The organism is Streptococcus ilei, assembly GCF_000479335.1.
Taxonomy (GTDB): Bacteria; Bacillota; Bacilli; order Lactobacillales; family Streptococcaceae; genus Streptococcus; species Streptococcus ilei.
Map to the genome: position 1 here is coordinate 209,389 of NC_022584.1, position 21,483 is coordinate 230,871.

Annotated in this window: 24 protein-coding genes and 1 pseudogene; 19 read left to right on the forward strand and 6 right to left on the reverse strand. The window is 41.3% G+C overall.

Going from position 1 to position 21,483, the window contains the following annotated elements:
- The first annotated feature begins 3 nt into the window (after window positions 1–3).
- The 4 genes from N596_RS01115 (at window position 4) to N596_RS01130 (ending at window position 3,525) form a co-directional block, all read left to right on the forward strand.
- Window positions 4–357 (forward strand): hypothetical protein, encoded by a 354-nt coding sequence (locus N596_RS01115; RefSeq protein WP_023026634.1) that lies wholly within the window; start codon window positions 4–6, stop codon window positions 355–357.
- Between the two features lie 4 nt (window positions 358–361).
- Complete coding sequence (locus tag N596_RS01120; protein ID WP_023026635.1) at window positions 362–1,234, forward strand: XRE/MutR family transcriptional regulator; 873 nt, start codon at window positions 362–364, stop codon at window positions 1,232–1,234.
- Between the two features lie 25 nt (window positions 1,235–1,259).
- Complete coding sequence (locus N596_RS01125; RefSeq protein WP_023026636.1) at window positions 1,260–2,240, forward strand: MFS transporter; 981 nt, start codon at window positions 1,260–1,262, stop codon at window positions 2,238–2,240.
- 109 nt (window positions 2,241–2,349) lie between these two features.
- On the forward strand, window positions 2,350–3,525 hold the full coding sequence (locus tag N596_RS01130) for an MFS transporter (protein ID WP_023026637.1): 1,176 nt from the start codon (window positions 2,350–2,352) through the stop codon (window positions 3,523–3,525).
- Window positions 3,526–3,611: 86 nt separating this feature from the next.
- On the opposite strand, the gene N596_RS01135 is transcribed toward N596_RS01130, so the two are convergent.
- The 3 genes from N596_RS01135 to murT are packed head-to-tail and all read right to left on the reverse strand — an operon-like array spanning window position 3,612 to window position 6,052.
- Complete coding sequence (locus N596_RS01135; RefSeq protein WP_023026638.1) at window positions 3,612–3,914, reverse strand: lipopolysaccharide assembly protein LapA domain-containing protein; 303 nt, start codon at window positions 3,912–3,914, stop codon at window positions 3,612–3,614.
- Between the two features lie 9 nt (window positions 3,915–3,923).
- Window positions 3,924–4,712, reverse strand: coding sequence for a lipid II isoglutaminyl synthase subunit GatD (gatD, locus tag N596_RS01140; RefSeq protein ID WP_023026639.1), 789 nt, complete (start codon window positions 4,710–4,712; stop codon window positions 3,924–3,926).
- Window positions 4,712–6,052 (reverse strand): lipid II isoglutaminyl synthase subunit MurT, encoded by a 1,341-nt coding sequence (gene murT / locus N596_RS01145; protein WP_023026640.1) that lies wholly within the window; start codon window positions 6,050–6,052, stop codon window positions 4,712–4,714. Before murT ends, gatD begins: the two co-directional genes overlap by 1 nt.
- Window positions 6,053–6,232: 180 nt before the next feature.
- Between murT and cdaA the strand changes: the two genes are divergently transcribed.
- The 11 genes from cdaA to whiA all read left to right on the forward strand — a co-directional run bounded on the left by cdaA (window position 6,233) and on the right by whiA (window position 15,799).
- A complete protein-coding gene (gene cdaA / locus N596_RS01150; protein ID WP_023026641.1) occupies window positions 6,233–7,081 on the forward strand; it encodes a diadenylate cyclase CdaA in 849 nt (282 codons plus the stop codon).
- Window positions 7,078–7,818 (forward strand): CdaR family protein, encoded by a 741-nt coding sequence (locus N596_RS01155; RefSeq protein WP_023026642.1) that lies wholly within the window; start codon window positions 7,078–7,080, stop codon window positions 7,816–7,818. The genes cdaA and N596_RS01155 overlap by 4 nt, the downstream gene beginning before the upstream one ends.
- A 27-nt stretch (window positions 7,819–7,845) precedes the next feature.
- Window positions 7,846–9,201 carry a phosphoglucosamine mutase gene (gene glmM / locus N596_RS01160; protein WP_023022766.1) on the forward strand — a complete coding sequence of 452 codons (1,356 nt, stop codon included), beginning with the start codon at window positions 7,846–7,848 and terminating at the stop codon, window positions 9,199–9,201.
- Window positions 9,202–9,243: 42 nt separating this feature from the next.
- On the forward strand, window positions 9,244–10,635 hold the full coding sequence (locus tag N596_RS01165) for an LPXTG cell wall anchor domain-containing protein (protein ID WP_023026643.1): 1,392 nt from the start codon (window positions 9,244–9,246) through the stop codon (window positions 10,633–10,635).
- A 194-nt stretch (window positions 10,636–10,829) separates the two neighbouring features.
- Entirely contained in the window at window positions 10,830–10,961 is a 132-nt protein-coding gene (locus N596_RS09530; protein WP_023022768.1) for a DUF4044 domain-containing protein, read from the forward strand.
- A gap of 45 nt (window positions 10,962–11,006) precedes the next feature.
- Window positions 11,007–12,320: a GTPase ObgE gene (gene obgE / locus N596_RS01170; RefSeq protein ID WP_023022769.1), complete on the forward strand. Its 1,314-nt coding sequence runs from the start codon at window positions 11,007–11,009 to the stop codon at window positions 12,318–12,320.
- 23 nt (window positions 12,321–12,343) lie between these two features.
- Window positions 12,344–12,505 carry a hypothetical protein gene (locus N596_RS09880; protein WP_023022771.1) on the forward strand — a complete coding sequence of 54 codons (162 nt, stop codon included), beginning with the start codon at window positions 12,344–12,346 and terminating at the stop codon, window positions 12,503–12,505.
- Between the two features lie 16 nt (window positions 12,506–12,521).
- Entirely contained in the window at window positions 12,522–12,899 is a 378-nt protein-coding gene (locus N596_RS01180) for a RidA family protein (RefSeq protein WP_023022773.1), read from the forward strand.
- 112 nt (window positions 12,900–13,011) lie between these two features.
- Window positions 13,012–13,908 carry an RNase adapter RapZ gene (gene rapZ / locus N596_RS01185; protein ID WP_023022776.1) on the forward strand — a complete coding sequence of 299 codons (897 nt, stop codon included), beginning with the start codon at window positions 13,012–13,014 and terminating at the stop codon, window positions 13,906–13,908.
- Window positions 13,905–14,882 (forward strand): YvcK family protein, encoded by a 978-nt coding sequence (locus N596_RS01190; RefSeq protein WP_023026644.1) that lies wholly within the window; start codon window positions 13,905–13,907, stop codon window positions 14,880–14,882. Before rapZ ends, N596_RS01190 begins: the two co-directional genes overlap by 4 nt.
- Entirely contained in the window at window positions 14,879–15,799 is a 921-nt protein-coding gene (gene whiA / locus N596_RS01195) for a DNA-binding protein WhiA (protein WP_023026645.1), read from the forward strand. Before N596_RS01190 ends, whiA begins: the two co-directional genes overlap by 4 nt.
- Window positions 15,800–15,835: 36 nt before the next feature.
- Here whiA and N596_RS01200 read toward each other — a convergent pair.
- Together N596_RS01200 and N596_RS01205 are read right to left on the reverse strand one after the other, a co-directional pair.
- Window positions 15,836–16,195 (reverse strand): annotated as a pseudogene (locus N596_RS01200) (NAD(P)/FAD-dependent oxidoreductase); the annotation flags it as partial.
- Between the two features lie 19 nt (window positions 16,196–16,214).
- Window positions 16,215–17,183, reverse strand: coding sequence for an NAD(P)/FAD-dependent oxidoreductase (locus N596_RS01205; protein WP_023022783.1), 969 nt, complete (start codon window positions 17,181–17,183; stop codon window positions 16,215–16,217).
- 204 nt (window positions 17,184–17,387) lie between these two features.
- Between N596_RS01205 and gla the strand changes: the two genes are divergently transcribed.
- From gla to rpsU, 3 genes are all read left to right on the forward strand, one after another.
- Window positions 17,388–18,257, forward strand: a complete 870-nt coding sequence (gla, locus tag N596_RS01210; RefSeq protein WP_023026647.1) for an aquaglyceroporin Gla — start codon at window positions 17,388–17,390, stop codon at window positions 18,255–18,257.
- A gap of 79 nt (window positions 18,258–18,336) precedes the next feature.
- Entirely contained in the window at window positions 18,337–18,648 is a 312-nt protein-coding gene (locus N596_RS01215; RefSeq protein WP_023026648.1) for a hypothetical protein, read from the forward strand.
- 146 nt (window positions 18,649–18,794) lie between these two features.
- Window positions 18,795–18,971 carry a 30S ribosomal protein S21 gene (gene rpsU, locus N596_RS01220; RefSeq protein ID WP_000048054.1) on the forward strand — a complete coding sequence of 59 codons (177 nt, stop codon included), beginning with the start codon at window positions 18,795–18,797 and terminating at the stop codon, window positions 18,969–18,971.
- Window positions 18,972–19,072: 101 nt separating this feature from the next.
- Here the strand turns inward: rpsU and mscL are convergent, their stop codons facing one another.
- Window positions 19,073–19,453, reverse strand: coding sequence for a large conductance mechanosensitive channel protein MscL (gene mscL / locus N596_RS01225; RefSeq protein WP_023022790.1), 381 nt, complete (start codon window positions 19,451–19,453; stop codon window positions 19,073–19,075).
- A gap of 240 nt (window positions 19,454–19,693) precedes the next feature.
- Between mscL and dnaG the strand changes: the two genes are divergently transcribed.
- A complete protein-coding gene (dnaG, locus tag N596_RS01230; protein WP_023026649.1) occupies window positions 19,694–21,481 on the forward strand; it encodes a DNA primase in 1,788 nt (595 codons plus the stop codon).
- The last annotated feature ends 2 nt before the right edge of the window (window positions 21,482–21,483 follow it).

Here is a 21,483-nt window from a genome sequence, read left to right on the forward strand (position 1 = left end):
GTGATGACTGAAAATGATTGGTTTATGAATCAGATTAAAGGTGTGGCCGATATAATTGGTACAACTTTGCGCCTACAGATTCAGAATTTAGATTTGGGGCAGTATGAGGATGAGGAAGGAAGACTCATCAACGGGAATCACTATCTTCAGCAAGTTTTAGAAGAGCAGCGCTTTGCAGAGGCCATTTCTTTTGTTGAAGAGCAGATGAAACGCCTACCTCTTCATCAGTATGATCTATTGGTTGATTGGCTGATTTCTTACTTAAGACAATTAGATTTTTCCGTTAAAGAAAATCAGGGATTCTACGAAGGATACTTGCAAGAGTTAGAAAGGTACTTAAAGGAATTTAAGTGGTAATCAAATGGAAGATTTAGGAAAAGTTTTTCGTGAATTTCGAATGAGTAAAAATTATTCATTGAAAGAAGCTGCAGGAGAAGCCTGCTCGACGTCTCAGTTATCCCGCTTTGAATTGGGCGAGTCGGATTTAGCTGTCTCGCGTTTCTTTGAGATATTAGATAATATCCATGTGACGATTGAGAATTTTATGGATAAGGCCAGAAATTTTCAACACCATGAGCATGTGGACTTGATGGCTCAGATTATTCCGCTTTACTATGCAAATGATATTGCTGGTTTTCAAAGGCTTCAAAGAGAACAACTGGAAAAGGCTACAAGTTCGACCAATCCCCTTTATTTTGAATTGAACTGGATTTTGTTACAAGGCTTGATTTGCCAGAGAGATGCCAGCTACACGATGAAGCAAAGTGATCTGGACAAGGTGGCAGATTATCTCTTTCAAACGGAAGAATGGACCATGTATGAGTTGATCCTTTTTGGCAATCTCTATAGCTTTTATGATGTGGATTATGTCACTCGGTTTGGTAGAGAAGTGATGGAGCGTGAAGATTTCTACAAGGAAATTGGTCGCCATCGAAAACTGGTCTTGATTCTAGCTCTGAATTGTTACCAGCATTGTTTAGAACACCGTTCTTTTGAAAATGCTAGTTATTTTGAAGCCTATGTGGAAAAGATTATCGGCAAGGGAATTAAACTCTACGAGCGCAATGTCTTTCATTACCTCAAGGGATTTGCCCTCTATCAGAAGGGGCAAAAGAAAGAAGGCTGTCAGCAAATGCAGGAAGCCATGAATATTTTTGATGTGTTGGGACTACCAGAGCAGGTAGCTTACTATCAAGAACACTTTGATAAATTTGTAATAGATGAATGTTCCTAAATAAGCAAGAGATAAAGGAGATTTTATGAACCGACATGCGGTCCAATTAATTAGTCGTGGAGCGATTACCAAAATTGGAAATATGCTCTATGATTATGGGAATAGTGTCTGGCTGGCTTCAATGGGGACTATAGGAAAGACGGTATTAGGAATCTATCAGATTTCTGAGTTAGTGACAGGGATTCTCGTGAATCCTTTTGGAGGAGTGATTTCAGACCGTTTTTCTCGTCGCAAGATTTTGATGACGACCGACTTGGTTTGTGGACTCCTTTGTTTGGCGATTTCTTTTATCAGAAATGATTGTTGGATGATTGCGGCACTGATTTTTGCCAATATTGTTCAGGTCATTGCCTTTGTCCTAGTGGCATTTCTTCCGAAAGAAGAAGCTAAGGTTCAAGAAAAGAAACAGTTTACGGTGAAAGATATTTTTTCTGATATCAAGGAGGGGTTAGACTATATCTGGCATCAGAAAGACATCTTCTTTCTCCTCTTGGTGGCTTCCGGCGTTAATTTCTTTTTTGCAGCTTTTGAGTTTTTACTTCCCTTTTCGAATCGACTTTACGGAGTCAATGGGGCTTATGCGACTATTTTAACACTCGGTGCAATTGGGTCTATTCTAGGAGCACTTGTTGCCAATAAAATTGCATCAAGTATGAAAACTCTCCTGTTTTTACTGATTATGGCAGGGGGCGGAGTGTTCATGATGGGCTTGCCTCTTCCGCCTTATTTTTCCTTTTCGGGAAATCTGGTCTGTGAATTTTTTGTGACCATTTTCGACATCCACGTTTTTACTCAAGTGCAAACAAAGGTGGAAGATGATTATCTGGGGAGAGTCTTGAGCACGATTTATACTTTGGCTGTTCTTTTTATGCCCATCGCCAAAGGTTTGATGACTTGGTTACCAAGTGTCCAAGTAGAATCCTTTCTCCTGATTGGAGCTGGAGTTATTCTCTTTTCACTCTTTGCTCAGCTAGTAGCTAAGCAGTTTCAATCAAAAGAACAGTAGGTATCCTTTTATAAAATTGCAATCTATTATTTTTCCCAAATAAGGGACAAAATGAAAACCTCTTTCATGAACTGATACAATAGTTTCAGAAAATGAAGGAGGTTTTTTTATGAAGCGACATGCAGTCCAATTAATTGCTCGTGGTGCGATCAATAGAATGGGAAATATGCTCTATGATTATGGGAATAGTGTCTGGCTGGCCTCGATGGGGACGGTAGGAAAGACAGTATTGGGGATTTATCAGATTTCTGAACTTGTGACCTCCATTCTAGTTAATCCATTTGGAGGCGTGATCTCAGATCGTTTTTCCCGTCGCAAGATTTTGATGACGACCGACATGGTTTGTGGGCTTCTTTGTTTGGGCATTTCTTTTATCAGGAACGATCGTTGGATGATTGCAGCCCTGATTGTTGCCAATATTGTCCAAGCCATTGCCTTCGCTTTTTCTAGAACTGCCAATAAAGCCATTATTACAGAACTTGTAGAGAAAGACGAGATTGTGACTTATAATGCCCACTTGGAGTTGGTCTTACAGGTTATTGGTGTCACTTCTCCCGTGTTCTCTTTTCTTATTTTACAATTTGCCAGTCTCCATGCGACCCTCTTACTGGATGCACTGACCTTTTTCATTGCTTTTGTACTGGTTGCTTTACTGCCGAAAGAAGAAAAGGTTCAAGAAAAGAAAGGGTTTACGGCAAAGGATATTTTTTCTGATATAAAGGATGGATTGCACTACATCTGGCAGCAGAAAGACATTTTCTTTCTCTTGTTGGTTGCTTCCAGTGTCAATTTCTTTTTTGCAGCTTTTGAGTTTTTACTTCCCTTTTCCAATCGACTTTACGGAGTCAAGGGGGCTTATGCGACCATCTTAACCTTGGGAGCTATCGGGTCCATTATCGGAGCCTTGATCGCCAATAAATTTAAATCAAGCATGGAGATGCTTCTCTTCTTATTGATTTTAACAGGAGTAGGAGTATTCATGATGGGCTTACCTCTTCCTCCTCTCCTTTCCTTTTCTGGAAATTTAGTCTGTGAACTCTTTATGACGATTTTTAATATCCACTTTTTTACCCAAGTGCAAACCAAGGTGGAAGGAGACTATCTAGGCAGGGTCTTAAGCACCATTTTTACCCTGGCCATTCTCTTTATGCCCATTGCCAAAGGCTTGATGACTTGGTTGCCAAGCGTCCGAGTAGAATCCTTTCTCCTGATTGGCGCTGGCGTCATTCTCTTTTCCTTCCTAGCCCAACTAGTAGCCAAGCAGCTACCATCAAAAAGTCATTAGATCAGCATGAAAAAAAGCACCGACTGGTGCTTTTTTTGATCTAGACAAACTATTTTACAGAAAACAACCGAAGCGATGCTAAAAAATCAATCGGTGCTTTTGTTTTCGATTTGTTCGATTTTTTCTTCTTTTTCGCTCGACATCTTTTGTCCTAGTTGTTTTTTCGCAGATTTTAATTCATGTTTTAATGAGAAATTTTTTGGAAGGCTGACTAAGAAAGTCACTAGCGAACCGAGAAGGACACAGATCAGAATCAAAATGATGAGAGGGAGTTTAAATTGGACCAGCAAAAAGTTCACAGTCACCGTTTGCATATTGGCCAAGGAAATAATTGCAATGAGCAGTACAGAAATCAGTAGTGTAACATATTGTAGTTTTCGTTTATTCATTTTGTCTCCTTATTCTTCTAATTCAGCCTTGCTTTTCACATCAGCGTATTCTTCTGCTTTTTCAAGGCTTAAGATATCATTGTAAGTCGCTAGGTCGATGTCTTGTCCATATTTTTTCTTTAGAGCAGTTGTCACCAAGCGATAGGCTAAATTGGCGTTACGAGAGAGGATAGGGCCGTGGAAGTAGCTCCCAAAGACGTTTTTGTAATGAACGCCTTCGCACCCATCTTCCTTGATGTTCCCATTTCCATAGACGACCTTGCCCAGCGGTTTTTCATCCTCTGCCAAGAAGGTCCGACCCTGGTGGTTTTCAAAACCATAGTAGGTTTCATTGAACTCTTCGTTATGGATCTTGATGTCGCCAATATAGCGGTTGTTTTCTTGGTTGAGAGTGTAATGCCCCATAATACCAAGACCTTCAATGCGTTTGCCAGAAGCTTCAATGTAGTACTGACCTAGAAGCTGAAAGCCACCACAGATAGCAAGGACTACACCATCGTCATGAATAAAGCGCTCGAGGTCTTCTTTTTTATCTGGTAGATCTTCTGATACAATGGTCTGTTCGTAGTCTTGACCTCCACCGAAAAAGGCAATATCGTAGACTTCTGGATCAAAGCGGTCTTTGAGAGAAACGATATCCACAGTGACATGAGCACCAAGCTTCTCCGCAACGTACTTGAGCATGAGGATATTTCCATTGTCGCCATATGTATTCATCAGATTCCCATAAAGATGGGCAATTCTCAATTCGTATTGGTAGGTTTCCTGATCAGGGGATTGTAGTGAAGTGTAGGTCATTAATTCATCTCCTTTCCAATCAGGTGTTCTTGAGCTAGAAGTTCACGGAATTCTAGCATGGCCGTATAGGTGGCTAAAATATAGGCGTGAGGGGTTTCCTGTTGCTGGATGCGTTGGAAGACCTCTTTTAATTCAGCTATTTCTGTGATCTTTTCAGCAGGATAGCCTGTAACCCGAAGTCGCCGAGCAATTTCAGAGTGGCGCACCCCTCCAGCATTGATCTCTGGAATGTCCATTTGAGTGATTTGTTCAAAGTCTGCATCCCAGATCCAGCTGGTGTCTATCCCGTCAGCATAGTTGGCATTGAGAAGTACGGACAAGCTGAATGGATAAGGTGCTAGCTTGATCATTTCAATAGCCTGCGTCGCACCGACTGGATTTTTGATCAGGACCAAGGTACATTCCTTGTCCCCAATCTTAAAAGTTTCTTGACGACCAAAGACAGCCTTACTCTTGTCGAAACCACGCTTAATGACGTCTGGACTTACTTCAAAATAATGGGCAACAGCAACTGCAGCAAGGGCATTATAAATATTATAGAGGCCCCCGATATTGATGTGGTAATTTGTGCCGTTAATCTTGAAGTGAGAAGAAGTATTGGTTAACTCGGTCAATTCATCGACAGCGACTGTCAAAGGAGGACGGTGGAAGCCACAGTTTTCACAGAGGTAATCCCCTAGATTCGCATAGGTATTCAACTGGTAGGTCAAAATGCCATGACATTCTGGACAGACAATTCCTTCCGTATTGTAATGGGCCAACTTGGGAGCAGTTTTTTCTGTATCAAAGCCAAAATATTGAACGGTATTTGGTAGGGGAAGGGTATGGAAAAGAGGACTATCCCCATTCATCAGAACAGTCGCCTGTGGCGCTTTTTTAATCCCATCCAAAATCATCCGATAAGTTGTGTAAATTTCCCCATAGCGGTCCATTTGATCCCGGAAAATATTGGTGATTACAAACAAGGTCGGAGTGATGTAGTCACAAATTCGAGACAGGCTGGCTTCATCGATTTCAAGAACAGCGATTGGACGACCAGAAGAACCCTTTGCGTTCAAGAAAGTAGTCGTAATCCCTGAAATCATATTGGCTCCACTAGGATTGGTCACGATAGGTCCGAAAGCCTCCTGAAGAATTCCAACAGTGAGAGCTGTTGTCAGTGTTTTCCCATTCGTACCAGTGACAACCACAATTTCGTAGTTCTGGGCCAGGTGTTGTAAAATGTCTTTATCAATTTGAAGGGCGATTTTTCCAGGAAGGGTAGAGCCACGTCCAAGCATGCGCAAGAGGTGACTACTCATTTTTCCGGCAATAAGCCCCATACTAGTCTTAATCTTCATAATTCATATTTTATCACAAAAACCAATAGAAGGTTACAGAAAAATCTGTTGAAACATGATATAATGATGTAGAGTAGTTTGAACGCGCTATCCTTTGCTAGAATCCTTACTTTTGCTAGTAAGCATCCACAATGGTTAGCTGCGCGAAAAGCCTAGAAGAGAAGTGGTAGGTATGAGATTGTGAACATCCAACAATTGTCAAATCCCCAGTATTGGGCCAGTTTATTTCCCACTCCCTGGAGTGTGATTATCAACCTTATTGACATTGCCCTGGTAGCCTGGTTATTGTATTATTTTATAAAAGCCATTGTCGGCACTAAAATTATGATTTTAGTCCGTGGTGTCTTGGCCTTTTTCTTATTTGAGTTAGTTGCCAATATGATTGGTCTGACGACCATTTCTTGGTTGATTAACCAAATCATCACCTACGGGGTCATTGCTGCGGTAGTGATTTTCTCTCCAGAAATTCGGACGGGATTAGAACGATTAGGTCGAGCAACTGAATTTTTCTCAACCAACCAGATTAGTCCAGAAGAAAAATTGGTTCAATCTTATGTAAAAGCCGTTGAGTATATGAGTCCTCGGAAGATTGGTGCCTTGGTTGCGATTCAAGGGAGTAGAACCCTTCAAGAATATATTTCTACGGGGATTCCCCTCGATGCAGATGTTTCGGGTGAACTGCTGATTAATATTTTCATCCCCAACACCCCGCTTCACGATGGGGCAGTGATTGTCACCAATGATAAAATTGCTGTATCTTGTGCTTATCTCCCCTTAACAGAAAGCACGGGAATTTCAAAAGAGTTCGGTACGCGACACCGGGCTGCAATCGGCTTGTCTGAGGTAAGTGATGCCTTCACCTTTGTTGTTTCGGAAGAAACGGGTGGTATCTCCATTGCGAGAAATGGGAGCTTTAGACACGACCTCAGTATCGAAGAATTCGAACAAGAATTGCGTTCCTTCATTATTCCAGAAGATCAAGGAAAAAAAGATTTGAAATCAAGAATTTTTGGAGGACGTATCAAATGATTCCAAAAAGAAAAATTGTCTATATTGTGACATCAGTCTTTTTCTCAAGTCTCTTATTCATCATTGCCACCTCTGTTAATTTCCAGAATAACAGTAGTGCGCGTCAAGTGAGCTCTGAAACTTACACGAACACCTTAACCAATATTCCGATTGATGTAAAATATAACGATAGTAAATATTTTGTTAGCGGGATTAGTTCAGAAGTAACAGTTTTTCTGAAGGGATCTAACCGTGTCGCCTTAGCATCAGAAATGCAGGCTAGTACTCGTAAATTTAAAGTGGTAGCTGATCTTAGCAATCTGAAAGAGGGCCAGCATGAAATCACCTTAAAGGTCGAAAACCTGCCTTCAGGATTGACTGCAACCATCGAACCTCAGAAAGTTACTGCAAAAATTGGTAAGAAAAAAACGAAAAAGTTTGATGTTTCCGTCACGGTACCGGACAAACAAATTGCCCCAGGGTGGAACCTCTCGCATGTTACATTCTCTGAAGACGAAGTATCTGTAACAAGCGACCAAGATACTTTAGATAAAATTGATCATGTGGAAGCCATCTTTCCTGAAGGAGATCTTTTAAGCAATACCTACACGGCAACCGTATCAATGAAGGCGGTAGATAGTGAGGGAAATGATTTGCCAGTCATTATCTCTCCGTCAGAACTATACATGAAGGTTGAGTTGAAACAGACAAGTTCTAGCTCTTCTTCATCCAGTTCCTCATCAAATAATAGCAATTAATAAAGAATCATCGAAAGGATTATCATAATGGGTAAATATTTTGGAACGGACGGAGTCCGTGGAGAAGCAAACGTCGAATTGACACCAGAGTTGGCCTTTAAGCTCGGTCGATACGGAGGTTACGTTCTCAGCCAACATGAAAAAGAAACTCCGCTTGTTTTCGTAGGACGAGATACCCGTATTTCTGGTGAAATGTTAGAAAGTGCTCTCGTAGCAGGTCTCTTATCTGTAGGGATTAAAGTTTATAAACTCGGTGTTATTGCGACACCAGGTGTAGCTTATTTGGTTCGTTCTGAAGGTGCAAGTGCTGGGGTCATGATTTCAGCCAGTCATAATCCAGCCTTAGACAATGGGATTAAATTCTTTGGGAATGACGGCTATAAATTAGACGATGACCGTGAATTAGAGATTGAAGCCTTATTGGATGCAGAGTCTGATACTCTTCCTCGTCCTAGTGCAGAAGGTCTTGGAACGGTAATGGACTATCCTGAAGGACTTCGAAAGTATCAAGAATACTTGGTTTCAACTGGAACCCAGCTGGAAGGGATGCACGTGGCTCTGGATGCTGCGAATGGTTCAGCATCTACAAGTGCCCGCCAAGTCTTTGCTGACTTAGGAGCACGATTAACAGTTATTGGAGAAAGCCCAAATGGTCTTAATATCAATGATCAAGTAGGCTCTACCCATCCTGAGGCTTTGCAGGAGGCTGTTCGAGAGTCTGGTGCAGCCATTGGTTTAGCTTTTGATGGTGATAGTGACCGTTTGATTGCGGTTGACGAAAATGGGGACCTAGTCGATGGTGATAAAATCATGTACATCATTGGGACCTACCTTTCTGATAAAGGCCTCTTAAAAGATAACACCATCGTAACGACGGTCATGTCCAATCTAGGATTCCATAAAGCCTTGGATGCTAAAGGTATTAATAAGGTTGTAACTGCGGTAGGAGACCGCTATGTAGTTGAAGAGATGCGGAAGTCCGGATACAATCTTGGTGGAGAGCAATCTGGTCACGTGATTGTCATGGACTACAATACCACTGGAGATGGCCAGATGAGTGCCGTTCAATTGACTAAGATTATGCAAGAAACTGGTCGAACCTTATCAGACCTTGCATCAGAAGTGACCATCTATCCTCAAAAATTGGTCAATATCCGTGTTGAAAATAGCATGAAAGATAAGGCGATGGAAGTTCCGGCTATTCGCGCAATTATTGAAAAAATGGAAGCTGAAATGGCAGGGAATGGCCGCATCTTAGTGCGTCCAAGTGGTACCGAGCCACTGCTTCGTGTTATGGCAGAAGCTCCGACTGATGACGAAGTGGATTACTATGTGGATACAATTGCCGCTGTGGTCAAAGATGAAATTGGTCTTGAAGATTAAATAAAGAAGTAAACTCTCCAAGCGAGAGTTGAGGAGGTCAATATGAAATATTTACGTCGAATGATGTGGTCTCTAGCCCTTGTTGCTACTGTCCTCTTTTCGAATGCTTTTGTTCAAACGATTCAAGCGTCAGAAGTCCTGTCTTATACGCAAACAGCAAGCCTAACCAAGGATAATCAAGTAGTAACTAGTGGAACTACAGTCTTATCAAACGAAAAATTGTCTGCTACCATCAATGTAGCCTTTCCAGATACACAATCCATTCAAGCAGGAGATACCCTGACCTTGTCTTTGCCGAAAGAATTAACCTTCTATACAGCTCTAGAATTTGATGTGGTGGAAGAAGGTCAAACAAATGGTCAGACAGTTGGGAAAGCTGTTGTCAATACAGCAAACAAGACCGTAACCGTTACTTTTAACGATTACTTTGCTTCCCACCCACTCAATAAACGCGTAGCTTTGCGTTTTGATGTGAAGGTGGATACAGAGGTTGTTACAAAAACATCCCCATTGACTTTTAAAATTGGCAATACAGATTTTTCATTAAACTACGAAAAAACAGATGGTCAAGCTGGTGACTATGAAATGAAATATGGCTACCAAGACCAAAAGGATCCAACGATTGTAAAATGGCGGATTATCTTAAATGCTCGTCAAGATATTCTTCGTGGCATGGTCATTAAAGATCAATTTGGAGATGGCTTGACACTGGTAGAAGGTAGTTTCCGTGCGGTTCGCTTTAGTCCAGTAGATGGTGGAATTAGAAACGAAGCCCATATTTTAAGTCTGCCAGTTTTAGATAATTTCAGTAAAAAAGCTGTCTTCGACAAGAATGCAGCTGGTCAGATCACAGGATTTACTATTGAATTTGGAGATAACTACAATTGGCCAATGTATATTGAATACTCTACTAGAGTGGCTCCGGGTACAAAAGTAGGCGATCTAGTTCATAATACTTTGACATGGAAAGCAACCAATTTCCCTGAGCCTCGTAGCTTAACACGCGAAGTAAGATTAGAATCGGGGTCTGGCGAAGGATTGGGTGAGAAAGAACAAACCCCACCGACACCAAGTTCAAGTTCTTCATCAAGTTCAAGTTCTTCGTCAAGTTCTAGCTCTTCGTCAAGTTCATCGTCTTCATCAAGTTCTAGCTCTTCGTCAAGTTCATCGTCTTCATCAAGTTCTAGCTCTTCGTCAAGTTCATCGTCTTCATCAAGTTCTAGCTCTTCGTCAAGTTCATCATCTTCGTTAAGTTCTAGTACTTCATCAAACTCATCATCAACTTCTGTCAAAGAAGAAGAAACTCCAAAAACTGGGAAGAAAAAAGTTCTTCCAAGTACAGGTGAAAAGATGACGCCTGTTATCTTCCTTGTCGGTATCTTGGGATGTGCAGTTGCTATTACAGTATTTCGCTCTAAGAAGTTAACAAAATAATCCTCGTTTTTAAAAGGCTGGAAATTACTCCAGTCTTTTTTAATTGGATGCTAGAAATAAATATGCAAAAGTATGGTTGTAAAAAACACCTGCCATAAATTAGCTATCTTTCTTGTAAAAGGTGGATGTTTGAAAAATGCCCTTTTTCGTGGTAAAATAGGGCTAATGAATTTATTGTAATAGAGGTAAAAAACGTGGCTTTTGGAGATAACGGAAAACGCAAAAAAACATTTTTTGAAAAATTGACTATGCTAGTCATTGTGATTATGTTAATTGTAACGGTTGGAGCAATTTTTGCTGCAGCATTTGGTGCACTATCCTACTAAGAGGATTCCAAGCAGCACTTGGTAATAAAAGGAAAACGTTAAATTATGAGTATGTTTTTAGATACAGCCAAAATCAAGGTCAAGGCTGGGAATGGTGGAGATGGCATGGTCGCCTTCCGTCGTGAAAAGTATGTTCCCAATGGCGGACCTTGGGGAGGTGATGGAGGACGCGGAGGCAATGTCATCTTCGTTGTAGACGAAGGCTTGCGCACGCTGATGGACTTCCGCTATAACCGGCATTTTAAAGCTCAAAATGGTGAGAAGGGGATGACCAAAGGGATGCACGGACGGGGAGCAGAAGACCTCTATGTGCGAGTACCGCAAGGGACAACTGTCCGAGATGCGGAGACTGGTAAGGTCATTACCGACTTGGTTGAAAATGGGCAAGAATATATTGTAGCCCATGGCGGACGTGGAGGACGCGGAAATATCCGTTTTGCAACTCCTAAAAATCCAGCGCCTGAGATTTCAGAAAATGGGGAACCAGGTCAGGAACGCGAACTCGAATTAGAACTCAAGGTCTTAGCAGACGTTGGTTTGGTTGGCTTCCCATCAGTAGGGAAATCAACTCTTCTCAGTGTGATTACTTCTGCTAAGCCAAAAATTGGAGCTTATCATTTTACAACCATTGTTCCGAATTTGGGCATGGTTCGGACACCATCAGGTGAGTCCTTTGCAGTTGCAGACCTTCCTGGATTGATCGAAGGGGCTAGCCAAGGTGTCGGTCTGGGTACCCAATTCCTTCGCCACATCGAGCGTACCCGTGTTATCTTGCATGTCATCGATATGTCAGCGAGTGAAGGACGCGATCCTTTTGAAGATTACGTTCAAATCAACAAGGAGCTTGAAACCTATAATCTTCGCTTGATGGAGCGACCACAGATTATTGTCGCTAATAAAATGGATATGCCAGAGAGCCAAGAAAACTTGAAAGAGTTCAAGAAAAAATTGGCTGCCAATTACGACGAATTTGATGAATTGCCACAGATCTTCCCAATCTCTAGTTTGGCCCATCAAGGCTTGGACAATTTGTTGGAAGCAACAGCAGACTTGTTAGATAAAACACCAGAATTCCTCTTGTATTCAGAAGAAGATATGGCGCAAGAAGAAGTCTACTATGGCTTTGATGAGGATCAACCAGCCTTCGAAATCAATCGAGATGATGATGCTTCTTGGATCTTGTCTGGTGATAAGTTAGAAAAACTCTTCAATATGACCAATTTTGATCGGGATGAGTCTGTCATGAAATTTGCGCGTCAATTGCGTGGAATGGGTGTCGATGAAGCTCTTCGAGCACGTGGTGCTAAAGACGGCGATATCGTTCGAATCGGTAAATTCGAATTTGAATTTGTTGACTAGTTAGAGATAAAGAGGAGAAGAAGATGGGAGATAAACCTATATCCTTTCGTGATAAAGACGGAAATTTTGTCTCTGCTGCAGACGTTTGGAATGCAGAAAAATTGGAAGAACTCTTTAATAAGTTGAATCCCAATCGTAAGTTACGCTTAGAACGGGAAAAGCTAGCAGCCTCCAGTGAAAATTAGGAATGAGGAGAAGAAAATGGCAAAAACAATTCACACAGATAAAGCACCAGCAGCAATTGGTCCTTATGTTCAAGGAAAAATAGTGGGCAATCTCTTATTTGCAAGTGGGCAAGTTCCCCTTTCACCAGAAACAGGTGAAATTGTTGGTGAAACCATTCAAGAACAAACCCAACAAGTCTTGAAGAATATTTCTGCTATCCTTGAAGAAGCTGGAACGGACTTTGATCACGTGGTGAAAACAACCTGTTTCTTAAGTGATATGAATGATTTTGTACCTTTTAATGAGGTTTATAAGACAGCATTTTCAAGTGAATTTCCAGCACGTTCTGCAGTAGAAGTGGCTCGCTTGCCACGCGATGTCAAAATCGAAATCGAAGTGATTGCAGAAGTATAGTCTCAATAGAAGGAATGCATTCGGGTAAAAGGAATGTTGGAGTGAGAGCCATCGACTGACCAACTGGAAAGATGATGCCCTCCTCCTTTTTTGTAAGGAAAAGGTGATTAGGATGACAGATACAGAAAAAACAATTCAACTGGTCATTGTAACAGGAATGAGTGGAGCAGGGAAGACCGTAGCCATTCAGTCCTTTGAAGATATGGGCTATTTCACCATTGATAATATGCCTCCAGCTCTCTTGCCAAAATTTATAGAGCTGATTCAACTCTCGATGGACAATAACAAGTTGGCTCTCGTCGTGGATATGCGTAGTCGGTCTTTCTTTGCAGAAATTCGCTCCATTTTGGACGAATTAGAGAATCACGAAGGAATTGATTTTAAAATTCTATTTTTGGATGCGACCGACAGTGAATTGGTTGCTCGCTACAAAGAAACCCGTCGTAGTCATCCACTGGCTGCTGATGGGCGCGTCTTGGATGGGATTACTCTAGAACGTGAACTTTTGGCTCCGCTTAAAAACATGAGTCAAAATGTCATTGATACGACGGAATTAACTCCCCGTAATCTTCGTAAAGTGATTGCTGAACAATTCTCCAGACAAGATAGTCAGCCCGAATTTCGAATTGAAGTCATGTCCTTTGGTTTTAAGTATGGTTTGCCTTTAGATGCGGACTTGGTCTTTGATGTTCGTTTCCTACCTAATCCTTACTACCAACCAGAGCTACGGAATCAAACAGGGCTAGATGATGATGTCTATAACTATGTCATGGATCACAAAGAATCAGAAGAGTTTTATCGTCATCTTTACGAGTTGATTGCTCCCATCTTGCCAGCATACAAACGAGAAGGGAAGTCTGTCTTGACTATTGCTATGGGATGTACAGGCGGTCAACACCGTTCAGTTGCCTTTGCGGCACGGCTCGGACGTGATTTAGCTAAAGATTGGACGGTTAATATGAGTCATCGCGACAAAGACCGACGGAAAGAAACGGTGAATCGTTCATGAGAAAACCAAAAATGACCGTCATCGGAGGCGGTACAGGGATTTCCGTCATCTTGAATAGCCTACGGAAAAAGGATGTTGAAATTACGGCCATTGTGACAGTGGCGGATGATGGTGGTAGCTCTGGAGAACTTCGAAAAAATATTCATCAATTGACCCCACCAGGCGACTTGCGAAATGTTCTAGTAGCCATGTCTGACATGCCTCGTTTTTATGAAAAAGTCTTTCAATATCGTTTTGCGGAAGACGATGGGCCACTAGCTGGTCATCCTCTAGGGAATTTGATTATTGCTGGGATTTCTGAAATGCAGGGTTCGACCTATAATGCCATGCAATTGCTTACGAAATTTTTCCATACGACAGGAAAAATCTATCCTTCCAGCGATACACCGTTGACCCTTCATGCCGTATTTATGGATGGGTCAGAAGTCGCTGGTGAGAGTGAAATCGCCCATCATGAGGGCATGATTGATTATGTCTATGTCACCAATACCTATAATGATGAGACGCCGAAAGCGAGTCGAAAAGTAGTAGATGCGATTTTAGAAAGTGATATGGTTATTTTAGGACCTGGTTCTCTCTTTACATCGATCCTTCCTAATCTAATGATTGAGGAAATTGGACAAGCCTTGCTTGATACAAAAGCAGAGGTCGCTTATGTCTGCAACATCATGACCCAACGTGGGGAGACAGAACACTTTACTGACAGTGACCATGTATCCGTCCTTCATAAACACTTGAAGAAGCCTTTTATTGATACTGTTTTGGTCAATATTGAAAAAGTACCTCAAGAATATATGGACACGAATCGATTTGATGAATATCTGGTTCAAGTAGAACACGATTTTGCAGGTTTAAAATCTCAAGTGCCCCGAGTTATTTCAACCAATTTCCTACGCTTGGAAAATGGCGGAGCCTTCCATGATGGAGAAGCTGTTGTGGATGAACTGATGCAAATGGTACAGGTGATTAAATGAGTTTTACCATTAAAGTAAAAGAAGAGCTCTTGACCCTTCACCGCTTTGAGAAAAGTGAGTTATCTGCTCTGATTAAGATGTCAGGTAGTTTGGGCTTGAGTATGGGGGGCTTAAGTTTGTCTCTGACAACGGAGAATGCTAAGATTGCCCGCCATATCTATGAATTAATTGTAGAGTTTTATCAGGTTAAATCCGATATTCGTCACCACCAAAAAACCAATTTGAAAAAGAATCGCGTCTATACTGTTTCTATTGATGAAAAAGTCGAAGACATTCTTGCAGACCTGCATTTGGCTGATTCTTTCTTTGGTATTGAGACTGGGATTGACCCGAGAATCTTGGAAGAAGATGAAGCAAGTCGCGCTTATCTGAGAGGAGCTTTCTTAGCAAGTGGGACCATCAAGGATCCGGAATCAGGACGCTATCAATTAGAGATTAGTTCGGTTTATTCTGACCATGCCCAGGATTTGGCCAACCTGATGCAACACTTTTTGTTAGATGCCAAGACCATCGAACGCAAAAAAGGAGTTGTCACCTATTTGCAGCGGGCGGAGGATATTATTGATTTCCTCATCTTGGTAGAAGCGAAGCAGGCCTTGGAAGAATTTGAGTCTGTCAAGGTCATGCGAGAGGCGCGCAATGATCTTAATCGAGCTAACAATGCTGAAATGGCCAATATCGCGCGGACGGTTACAGCTAGTATGAAGACCATCAACAATATCGTCAAAATCATGGATACTATTGGATTAGGTGGCCTTCCTGTCGAGCTTCAGGAAGTTGCTTATGTTCGAATTCAGAATCCCGATTATTCCATTCAGCAAATTGCAGATGCCTTGAAAACGCCCTTGACCAAAAGTGGCGTCAATCATCGCTTGCGGAAAATCAATAAGATTGCAGAAGAATTGGATAATTTGTAAGAAAAAATCTTTGAATCATGATTCAAAGGATTTTTCTTATAAGCTAGTCGAGTGGACTGGTTGAACTTTCTTATCTGGATAAATGTAATTAATGGCGTTATTCACTGCTGTAGGAGCTTCGCCTAAGCCGGTTGCAATTAAATCAATTTTCCCATCATAGAAGCAACAATCGCCACAAGCATAGATTCCTTCACGACTGGTCTCCTGTTTGCGATTCACGAGGATTTTATGACGTTGGAGATCCAAGCCCCATTCTTTTAATTTGCCGACTGACGATTTGAAGCCGTAGTTGACAAAGAGTTCATCGATAGGGACTAATTGGGTTTCATCTGATTTGACCTTGGTGATTTCCAGGTGGCTGGCACGGCCATTTTCTCCGATTAAGCGACTAGGAACATGATTACAAGGATTTTTCTTATAAGCTAGTCGAGTGGACTGGTTGAACTTTCTTATCTGGATAAATGTAATTAATGGCGTTATTCACTGCTGTAGGAGCTTCGCCTAAGCCGGTTGCAATTAAATCAATTTTCCCATCATAGAAGCAACAATCGCCACAAGCATAGATTCCTTCACGACTGGTCTCCTGTTTGCGATTCACGAGGATTTTATGACGTTGGAGATCCAAGCCCCATTCTTTTAATTTGCCGACTGACGATTTGAAGCCGTAGTTGACAAAGAGTTCATCGATAGGGACTAATTGGGTTTCATCTGATTTGACCTTGGTGATTTCCAGGTGGCTGGCACGGCCATTTTCTCCGATTAAGCGACTAGGAACATAAGGAGTTTGAATAGAGACAGAAGAAGCCTTTAATTCCTCAACGCTATGTTCGAGAGCTCGGAAATTATCACGACGATGGACCAGAGTTGTCGGTGCGATTTTTTCAAAGGCCAGGGCCCAATCGACTGCTGAATCTCCTCCACCTAGAATAGCAACTTGTTTGCCAGTATATTGTTGGATATTTGAAACATGGTAGTGGACGTTCTCAAATTCTTCAGCTCCATCCACTTCTAATGGACGTGGTTTGAAGGCACCACCGCCCATAGCAATAATGACAGCACGACTGAAATGTTGGTCTTTATTGGTTTCAATTAGGAAGTGATCCTCGTTTTTATGAATATCCAAAACAGTTTCATTCAAACAAATTTCAGTCTCGAATGTGTTTAATTGATTGATCAACCGTTTGGACAATTCTTCCCCTGTTAGGTTGGTAAAACCAGGGACATCCAAAATTGTCTTTTCAGGATAGAGAATAGCAGGTTGACCACCTAGTTGAGGGAGGGAATCAATCAATTTTACTTTTACTTGACGCAGATGGCCATAGAAGGCAGCAAAGAGCCCTACAGGGCCACCGCCGATAATGGTAATGTCATAGATTTCAGACATGATATCTCCTTTGTGATGTGTAACTAATCCTATTGTATCATAATTCGGAGTTAAATAGAAAGTGGAGGATAATACAAGAATTAAAAAGGATGAATCAAGGGATTAAGATATATTTTTTAAAAATAATGTTCGGTTTATTTACAAGTGTTCGATATTCTGATAGAATAAATTATTATTATTTTTTTATAAGGAGATTATTCAAAAATGCAATTTGATTTTTGGGTTAAAGTTGCGACCGAATTTATTGCAACAGCTTTATTGATTATTTTAGGAAATGGTGCCGTTGCAAACGTTGAATTGAAGGGTACCAAAGGGCATCAAAGTGGATGGCTCGTGATTGCAATCGGGTACGGAATTGGTGTTATGATGCCAGCCTTGATGTTTGGTAACGTTTCTGGTAACCATATCAACCCTGCCTTTACGATTGGTCTTGCAGTTAGCGGACTCTTCCCTTGGGAAAATGTTTTATACTACATCGTTGCTCAAATTCTCGGAGCTATGTTTGGACAATTGGTTGTCGTTGCGACTCACCGTCCATATTACCTCCAAACTGAAAATCCAAACAATATCTTGGGAACATTCTCAACGATTTCTAGCTTGGATAAAGGAACTCCAGAATCACGTAAAGCAGCAACCATCAATGGTTTCGTCAATGAATTTGCTGGATCATTCGTCCTTTTCTTCGGTGCACTTGCCTTGACAAAACACTTCTTCGGTGCAGAGGTTGCTTCTCTAGCTCAAAGAGCTGCGACTGAGCAGGGAGGTATTTTTGATGCTTCTTCAACAGCTGCAAAATTGGCTTTGTCACAAGCACATGCTCCTGGTCTAGGAGTTGCTCACTTGGCACTTGGATTCCTCGTTATGGCTTTGGTGACATCACTTGGTGGTCCTACAGGACCTGGTTTGAACCCTGCACGTGACCTTGGTCCTCGTTTGGTTCACGCCTTCCTTCCAAAATCTGTTTTAGGTGAACACAAGGGAGATTCAAAATGGTGGTACGCTTGGGTACCAGTTGTAGCACCAATCTTGGCTGCAATCGTTGCCATTGCCCTCTTTAGCTTCCTTTATTTGTAAGACCAGAACACTTTTCGTAGATATTACGGAAAGTGTTTTTATCTTTTGTTGAGTAAACGGTTTTTATAAAAGGAGTAGGATGAAAGAAAAGAATTTAATAGAAGATAATAGAAGAGCTGATCATTTTAGTTTTCTATATTATTTGCATGAGAAGAAAGTGTTTCATTCGGAGTCACTTGCTGCTCTTTGTCAGTATCTAGTAGCTTTGGAATCAGTCAGCATCGAGCAACTAAGAGACTTGCGTTGGATTGAAAATCAAATCTTGCGCCATCTGGTCTATCATTTTGATGAGAATGATCTAAGTAAAATTAGCAATCTCCCAATGAATTATTGGGAGGAATTAGAAGCATTCGAACAAGTAATATCAAACCTTTATGATCGTTATGAATGAAAGGAATTCAAAAAGAATGAATCCTCAAACAGATTGGATAAAGGTTTAGAGAGTTGCCAGAGATGAATTCCTTTAACTTTTTCTTGACAATCTTTAGAATTCCGTGTAGAATAGAATAGATCTTGAACTTGAAGGGAGTGAAAAACATGTCAAAAACAGTAGTACGTAAGAATGAATCTCTTGACGATGCTCTTCGTCGTTTCAAACGCGCGGTTACTAAAGCTGGTACTCTTCAAGAAACACGCAAACGTGAATTCTATGAAAAACCTTCTGTAAAACGTAAACGTAAATCAGAAGCAGCTCGTAAACGTAAAAAATTCTAATTGAAGACAAGAACAGACCTCGGTCTGTTTTTTGTTTCTCTAGAAAAATCGAAGACAAAAAAACCGACCTTCAAATTAGAAGATCGGGTCTTTTTATCTGATTATTTGTTTGCAAGCAAGTCGCGGATCTCAGCAAGCAACTCTTCTTGAGTAGGACCAGCAACTTCTTCTTCAGCAGCTTCTTCCTTTTTACCAAGGTTTTGAGCTTTTTCAGCGGCTTTCACTACGAAGAAAAGAACAGTACCGATAACAAGGAAGTTGATAACAGCGCTCAAGAAGCTACCGTATGCAACACCGTTCCATGTCAATTCAGCAATATTTTTAACATGAGCAGCTTCCAAAGCTGGGTTCAAAATAAGTGGAGTGATGATATCGTTCACAAATGATGTTACGATAGCTCCAAATGCAGCCCCGATGATAACTGCAACAGCAAGGTCAACAACGTTCCCACGAAGGAGAAAAGCTTTCAATTCTTTTAACATATCCTAAATATGTCCTTTCATAATAAATTTTTTACAGACCATAGTATAACCAAAAAGTTTGTTGAATTCAATATTTATGCTCAAATTTTTAGAAAAAGTTGATTTAAGCAAACTGTTGATTTTAGAAACTATGGAAAGATGTGGAAAAATAGGGTGAAAATCAATCTGAATGATTTACAATTGACAAAAATTAGTTTAAAATAGTTAATGATATTCTATGGTAAAATGGAGGCACTGTTTATGGTTGACAAACAACTGATTTCAGAAATTAAAAACAGTGTGAATATTGTAGATGTAATCGGAGAAGTTGTTCAATTGACAAAGGCAGGACGAAACTTTTTAGGTCTCTGCCCTTTTCATGGTGAAAAGACGCCTTCTTTTAATGTCGTCGAGGATAAACAGTTCTATCATTGTTTTGGTTGTGGCAAATCAGGCGATGTTTTTAAGTTTATCGAAGACTATCGTGGCGTCTCCTTCATGGAAGCTGTTCAAATTGTTGGAGATCAGGTAGGCATTCAGGTGCAAGCTCTTGCTCCCTCTCAGTCCAGGGGACAACAAACAGATGGGAAACAACCCTTTTATGAGATTCATCAAGAGGCTGCCAAATTCTATCATGCGATCCTGATGACGACAAAGATGGGAGAGGATGCTCGGCAATACCTTTACGATCGAGGGCTTGATGATGAGGTGCTTCGGCATTTTCAAATAGGCCTAGCACCAGCAGAAGGGAATTATCTGTATCAGAGTGTTTCTGGAAAGTTTTCAGAAAACATTATGGCCGAGTCGGGTCTCTTTCATATTAGTGATATGGGAACTATGTATGATGCTTTTCAAGATCGCATTATGTTTCCCTTATCGGACGATACTGGTCGAGTTATTGCTTTTTCTGGTCGACTTTGGCGTGACCAAGCCGAAGGGACCAAGCCTCAGGGGAAATATAAGAACAGCCGTAGTACGCTCCTTTTTAACAAGAGTTATGAGTTGTACCATTTGGATAAGGCCAAGCAGGTCGCTAAGAAGAACCATGAACTTTACCTGATGGAAGGATTCATGGATGTCATTGCAGCCTACCGGGCTGGGATTGAGAATGCGGTTGCTTCCATGGGGACAGCTCTGACCCGTGAACATGTAGCCCATCTCAGCAAATTTACCAAAAAGGTTATCTTGGCCTATGATGGAGATAAAGCGGGAAGGTTAGCGACAGCAAAAGCTTTAGAGGTTCTGGAAAAACAGGAAGTAGAGGTTGTCCAGATTCCTGATCAGATGGACCCTGATGAGTATCTCAAAAAGAATTCACCGCAAGCTTTAGCAGACTTATTGGAAAAAACGCGTCTTAGCCGCGTAGAATTTCTTATGGATTATTGGAAGCCAGACAATATTGAAAATTTGCAGGCGCAGATTGAATTTGTTGAAAAAATGGCTCCTTTAATTGCTCAGACGCCATCTGTAACGGCACAAAATACCTACATTTATAAATTAGCCGACCTCTTGGTTGATTTTGATTATTTGCAGGTGGAACAAACGGTTAATGCTAGTCGTCTTCAGATGCGTAGTCAGCGTCAAGATCAAGGTCCAATCCAGACACAAGCTCCAGTTGCTAGTCCAACTGTTGTACAGAAGCAGTTGCCTCGCCTGGTTCGGGCTGAGAATCATCTTCTCCATCGGATGAACGCTTTTCCTTATGTTTTGAATGAATATCGTCTTCGGACAGATTTTTCATTTGATACCCCTGCCTTGCAAACCTTGTACCAACTTCTTTGCCAAAATGGAGAAGTGACATCGCAGGATTTGTCCGAGCAGACAGAGGAAGTCCAACGAGCCTGGTATCTGATGTTAGAAGAAAATTTACCGGATGAAATAGCGGAGAATGAGCTGGAAGAAGTGGAAGAAACGAGAAATCGTGAGCTTCTCCGTAAAGAAAGTCAACAAATAGGGAAAAAAGTCCGAGAAGCCTCTCACAGTGGAGATGCGGATCAGGCTTTATTGGAACTCGAGCGACTAATCGCTCAAAAAAGAAGAATGGAGTAGGA

Excerpts from the sequence above, each read along its gene's own strand:
- N596_RS01180 (WP_023022773.1), top strand. The coding sequence starts at position 12,522 with ATGGCAAAAACAATTCACACAGATAAAGCACCAGCAGCAATTGGTCCT.
- N596_RS09880 (WP_023022771.1), top strand. The coding sequence starts at position 12,344 with ATGGGAGATAAACCTATATCCTTTCGTGATAAAGACGGAAATTTTGTC.
- glmM (WP_023022766.1), top strand. The coding sequence starts at position 7,846 with ATGGGTAAATATTTTGGAACGGACGGAGTCCGTGGAGAAGCAAACGTC.
- rapZ (WP_023022776.1), top strand. The coding sequence starts at position 13,012 with ATGACAGATACAGAAAAAACAATTCAACTGGTCATTGTAACAGGAATG.
- N596_RS01165 (WP_023026643.1), top strand. The coding sequence starts at position 9,244 with ATGAAATATTTACGTCGAATGATGTGGTCTCTAGCCCTTGTTGCTACT.
- N596_RS01130 (WP_023026637.1), top strand. The coding sequence starts at position 2,350 with ATGAAGCGACATGCAGTCCAATTAATTGCTCGTGGTGCGATCAATAGA.
- N596_RS01125 (WP_023026636.1), top strand. The coding sequence starts at position 1,260 with ATGAACCGACATGCGGTCCAATTAATTAGTCGTGGAGCGATTACCAAA.
- N596_RS01215 (WP_023026648.1), top strand. The coding sequence starts at position 18,337 with ATGAAAGAAAAGAATTTAATAGAAGATAATAGAAGAGCTGATCATTTT.
- N596_RS01120 (WP_023026635.1), top strand. The coding sequence starts at position 362 with ATGGAAGATTTAGGAAAAGTTTTTCGTGAATTTCGAATGAGTAAAAAT.
- mscL (WP_023022790.1), bottom strand. The coding sequence starts at position 19,453 with ATGTTAAAAGAATTGAAAGCTTTTCTCCTTCGTGGGAACGTTGTTGAC.
- N596_RS01135 (WP_023026638.1), bottom strand. The coding sequence starts at position 3,914 with ATGAATAAACGAAAACTACAATATGTTACACTACTGATTTCTGTACTG.
- N596_RS01190 (WP_023026644.1), top strand. The coding sequence starts at position 13,905 with ATGAGAAAACCAAAAATGACCGTCATCGGAGGCGGTACAGGGATTTCC.
- N596_RS01155 (WP_023026642.1), top strand. The coding sequence starts at position 7,078 with ATGATTCCAAAAAGAAAAATTGTCTATATTGTGACATCAGTCTTTTTC.
- obgE (WP_023022769.1), top strand. The coding sequence starts at position 11,007 with ATGAGTATGTTTTTAGATACAGCCAAAATCAAGGTCAAGGCTGGGAAT.
- rpsU (WP_000048054.1), top strand. The coding sequence starts at position 18,795 with ATGTCAAAAACAGTAGTACGTAAGAATGAATCTCTTGACGATGCTCTT.
- N596_RS01115 (WP_023026634.1), top strand. The coding sequence starts at position 4 with ATGACTGAAAATGATTGGTTTATGAATCAGATTAAAGGTGTGGCCGAT.
- N596_RS01205 (WP_023022783.1), bottom strand. The coding sequence starts at position 17,183 with ATGTCTGAAATCTATGACATTACCATTATCGGCGGTGGCCCTGTAGGG.
- whiA (WP_023026645.1), top strand. The coding sequence starts at position 14,879 with ATGAGTTTTACCATTAAAGTAAAAGAAGAGCTCTTGACCCTTCACCGC.
- dnaG (WP_023026649.1), top strand. The coding sequence starts at position 19,694 with ATGGTTGACAAACAACTGATTTCAGAAATTAAAAACAGTGTGAATATT.
- murT (WP_023026640.1), bottom strand. The coding sequence starts at position 6,052 with ATGAAGATTAAGACTAGTATGGGGCTTATTGCCGGAAAAATGAGTAGT.
- gla (WP_023026647.1), top strand. The coding sequence starts at position 17,388 with ATGCAATTTGATTTTTGGGTTAAAGTTGCGACCGAATTTATTGCAACA.
- gatD (WP_023026639.1), bottom strand. The coding sequence starts at position 4,712 with ATGACCTACACTTCACTACAATCCCCTGATCAGGAAACCTACCAATAC.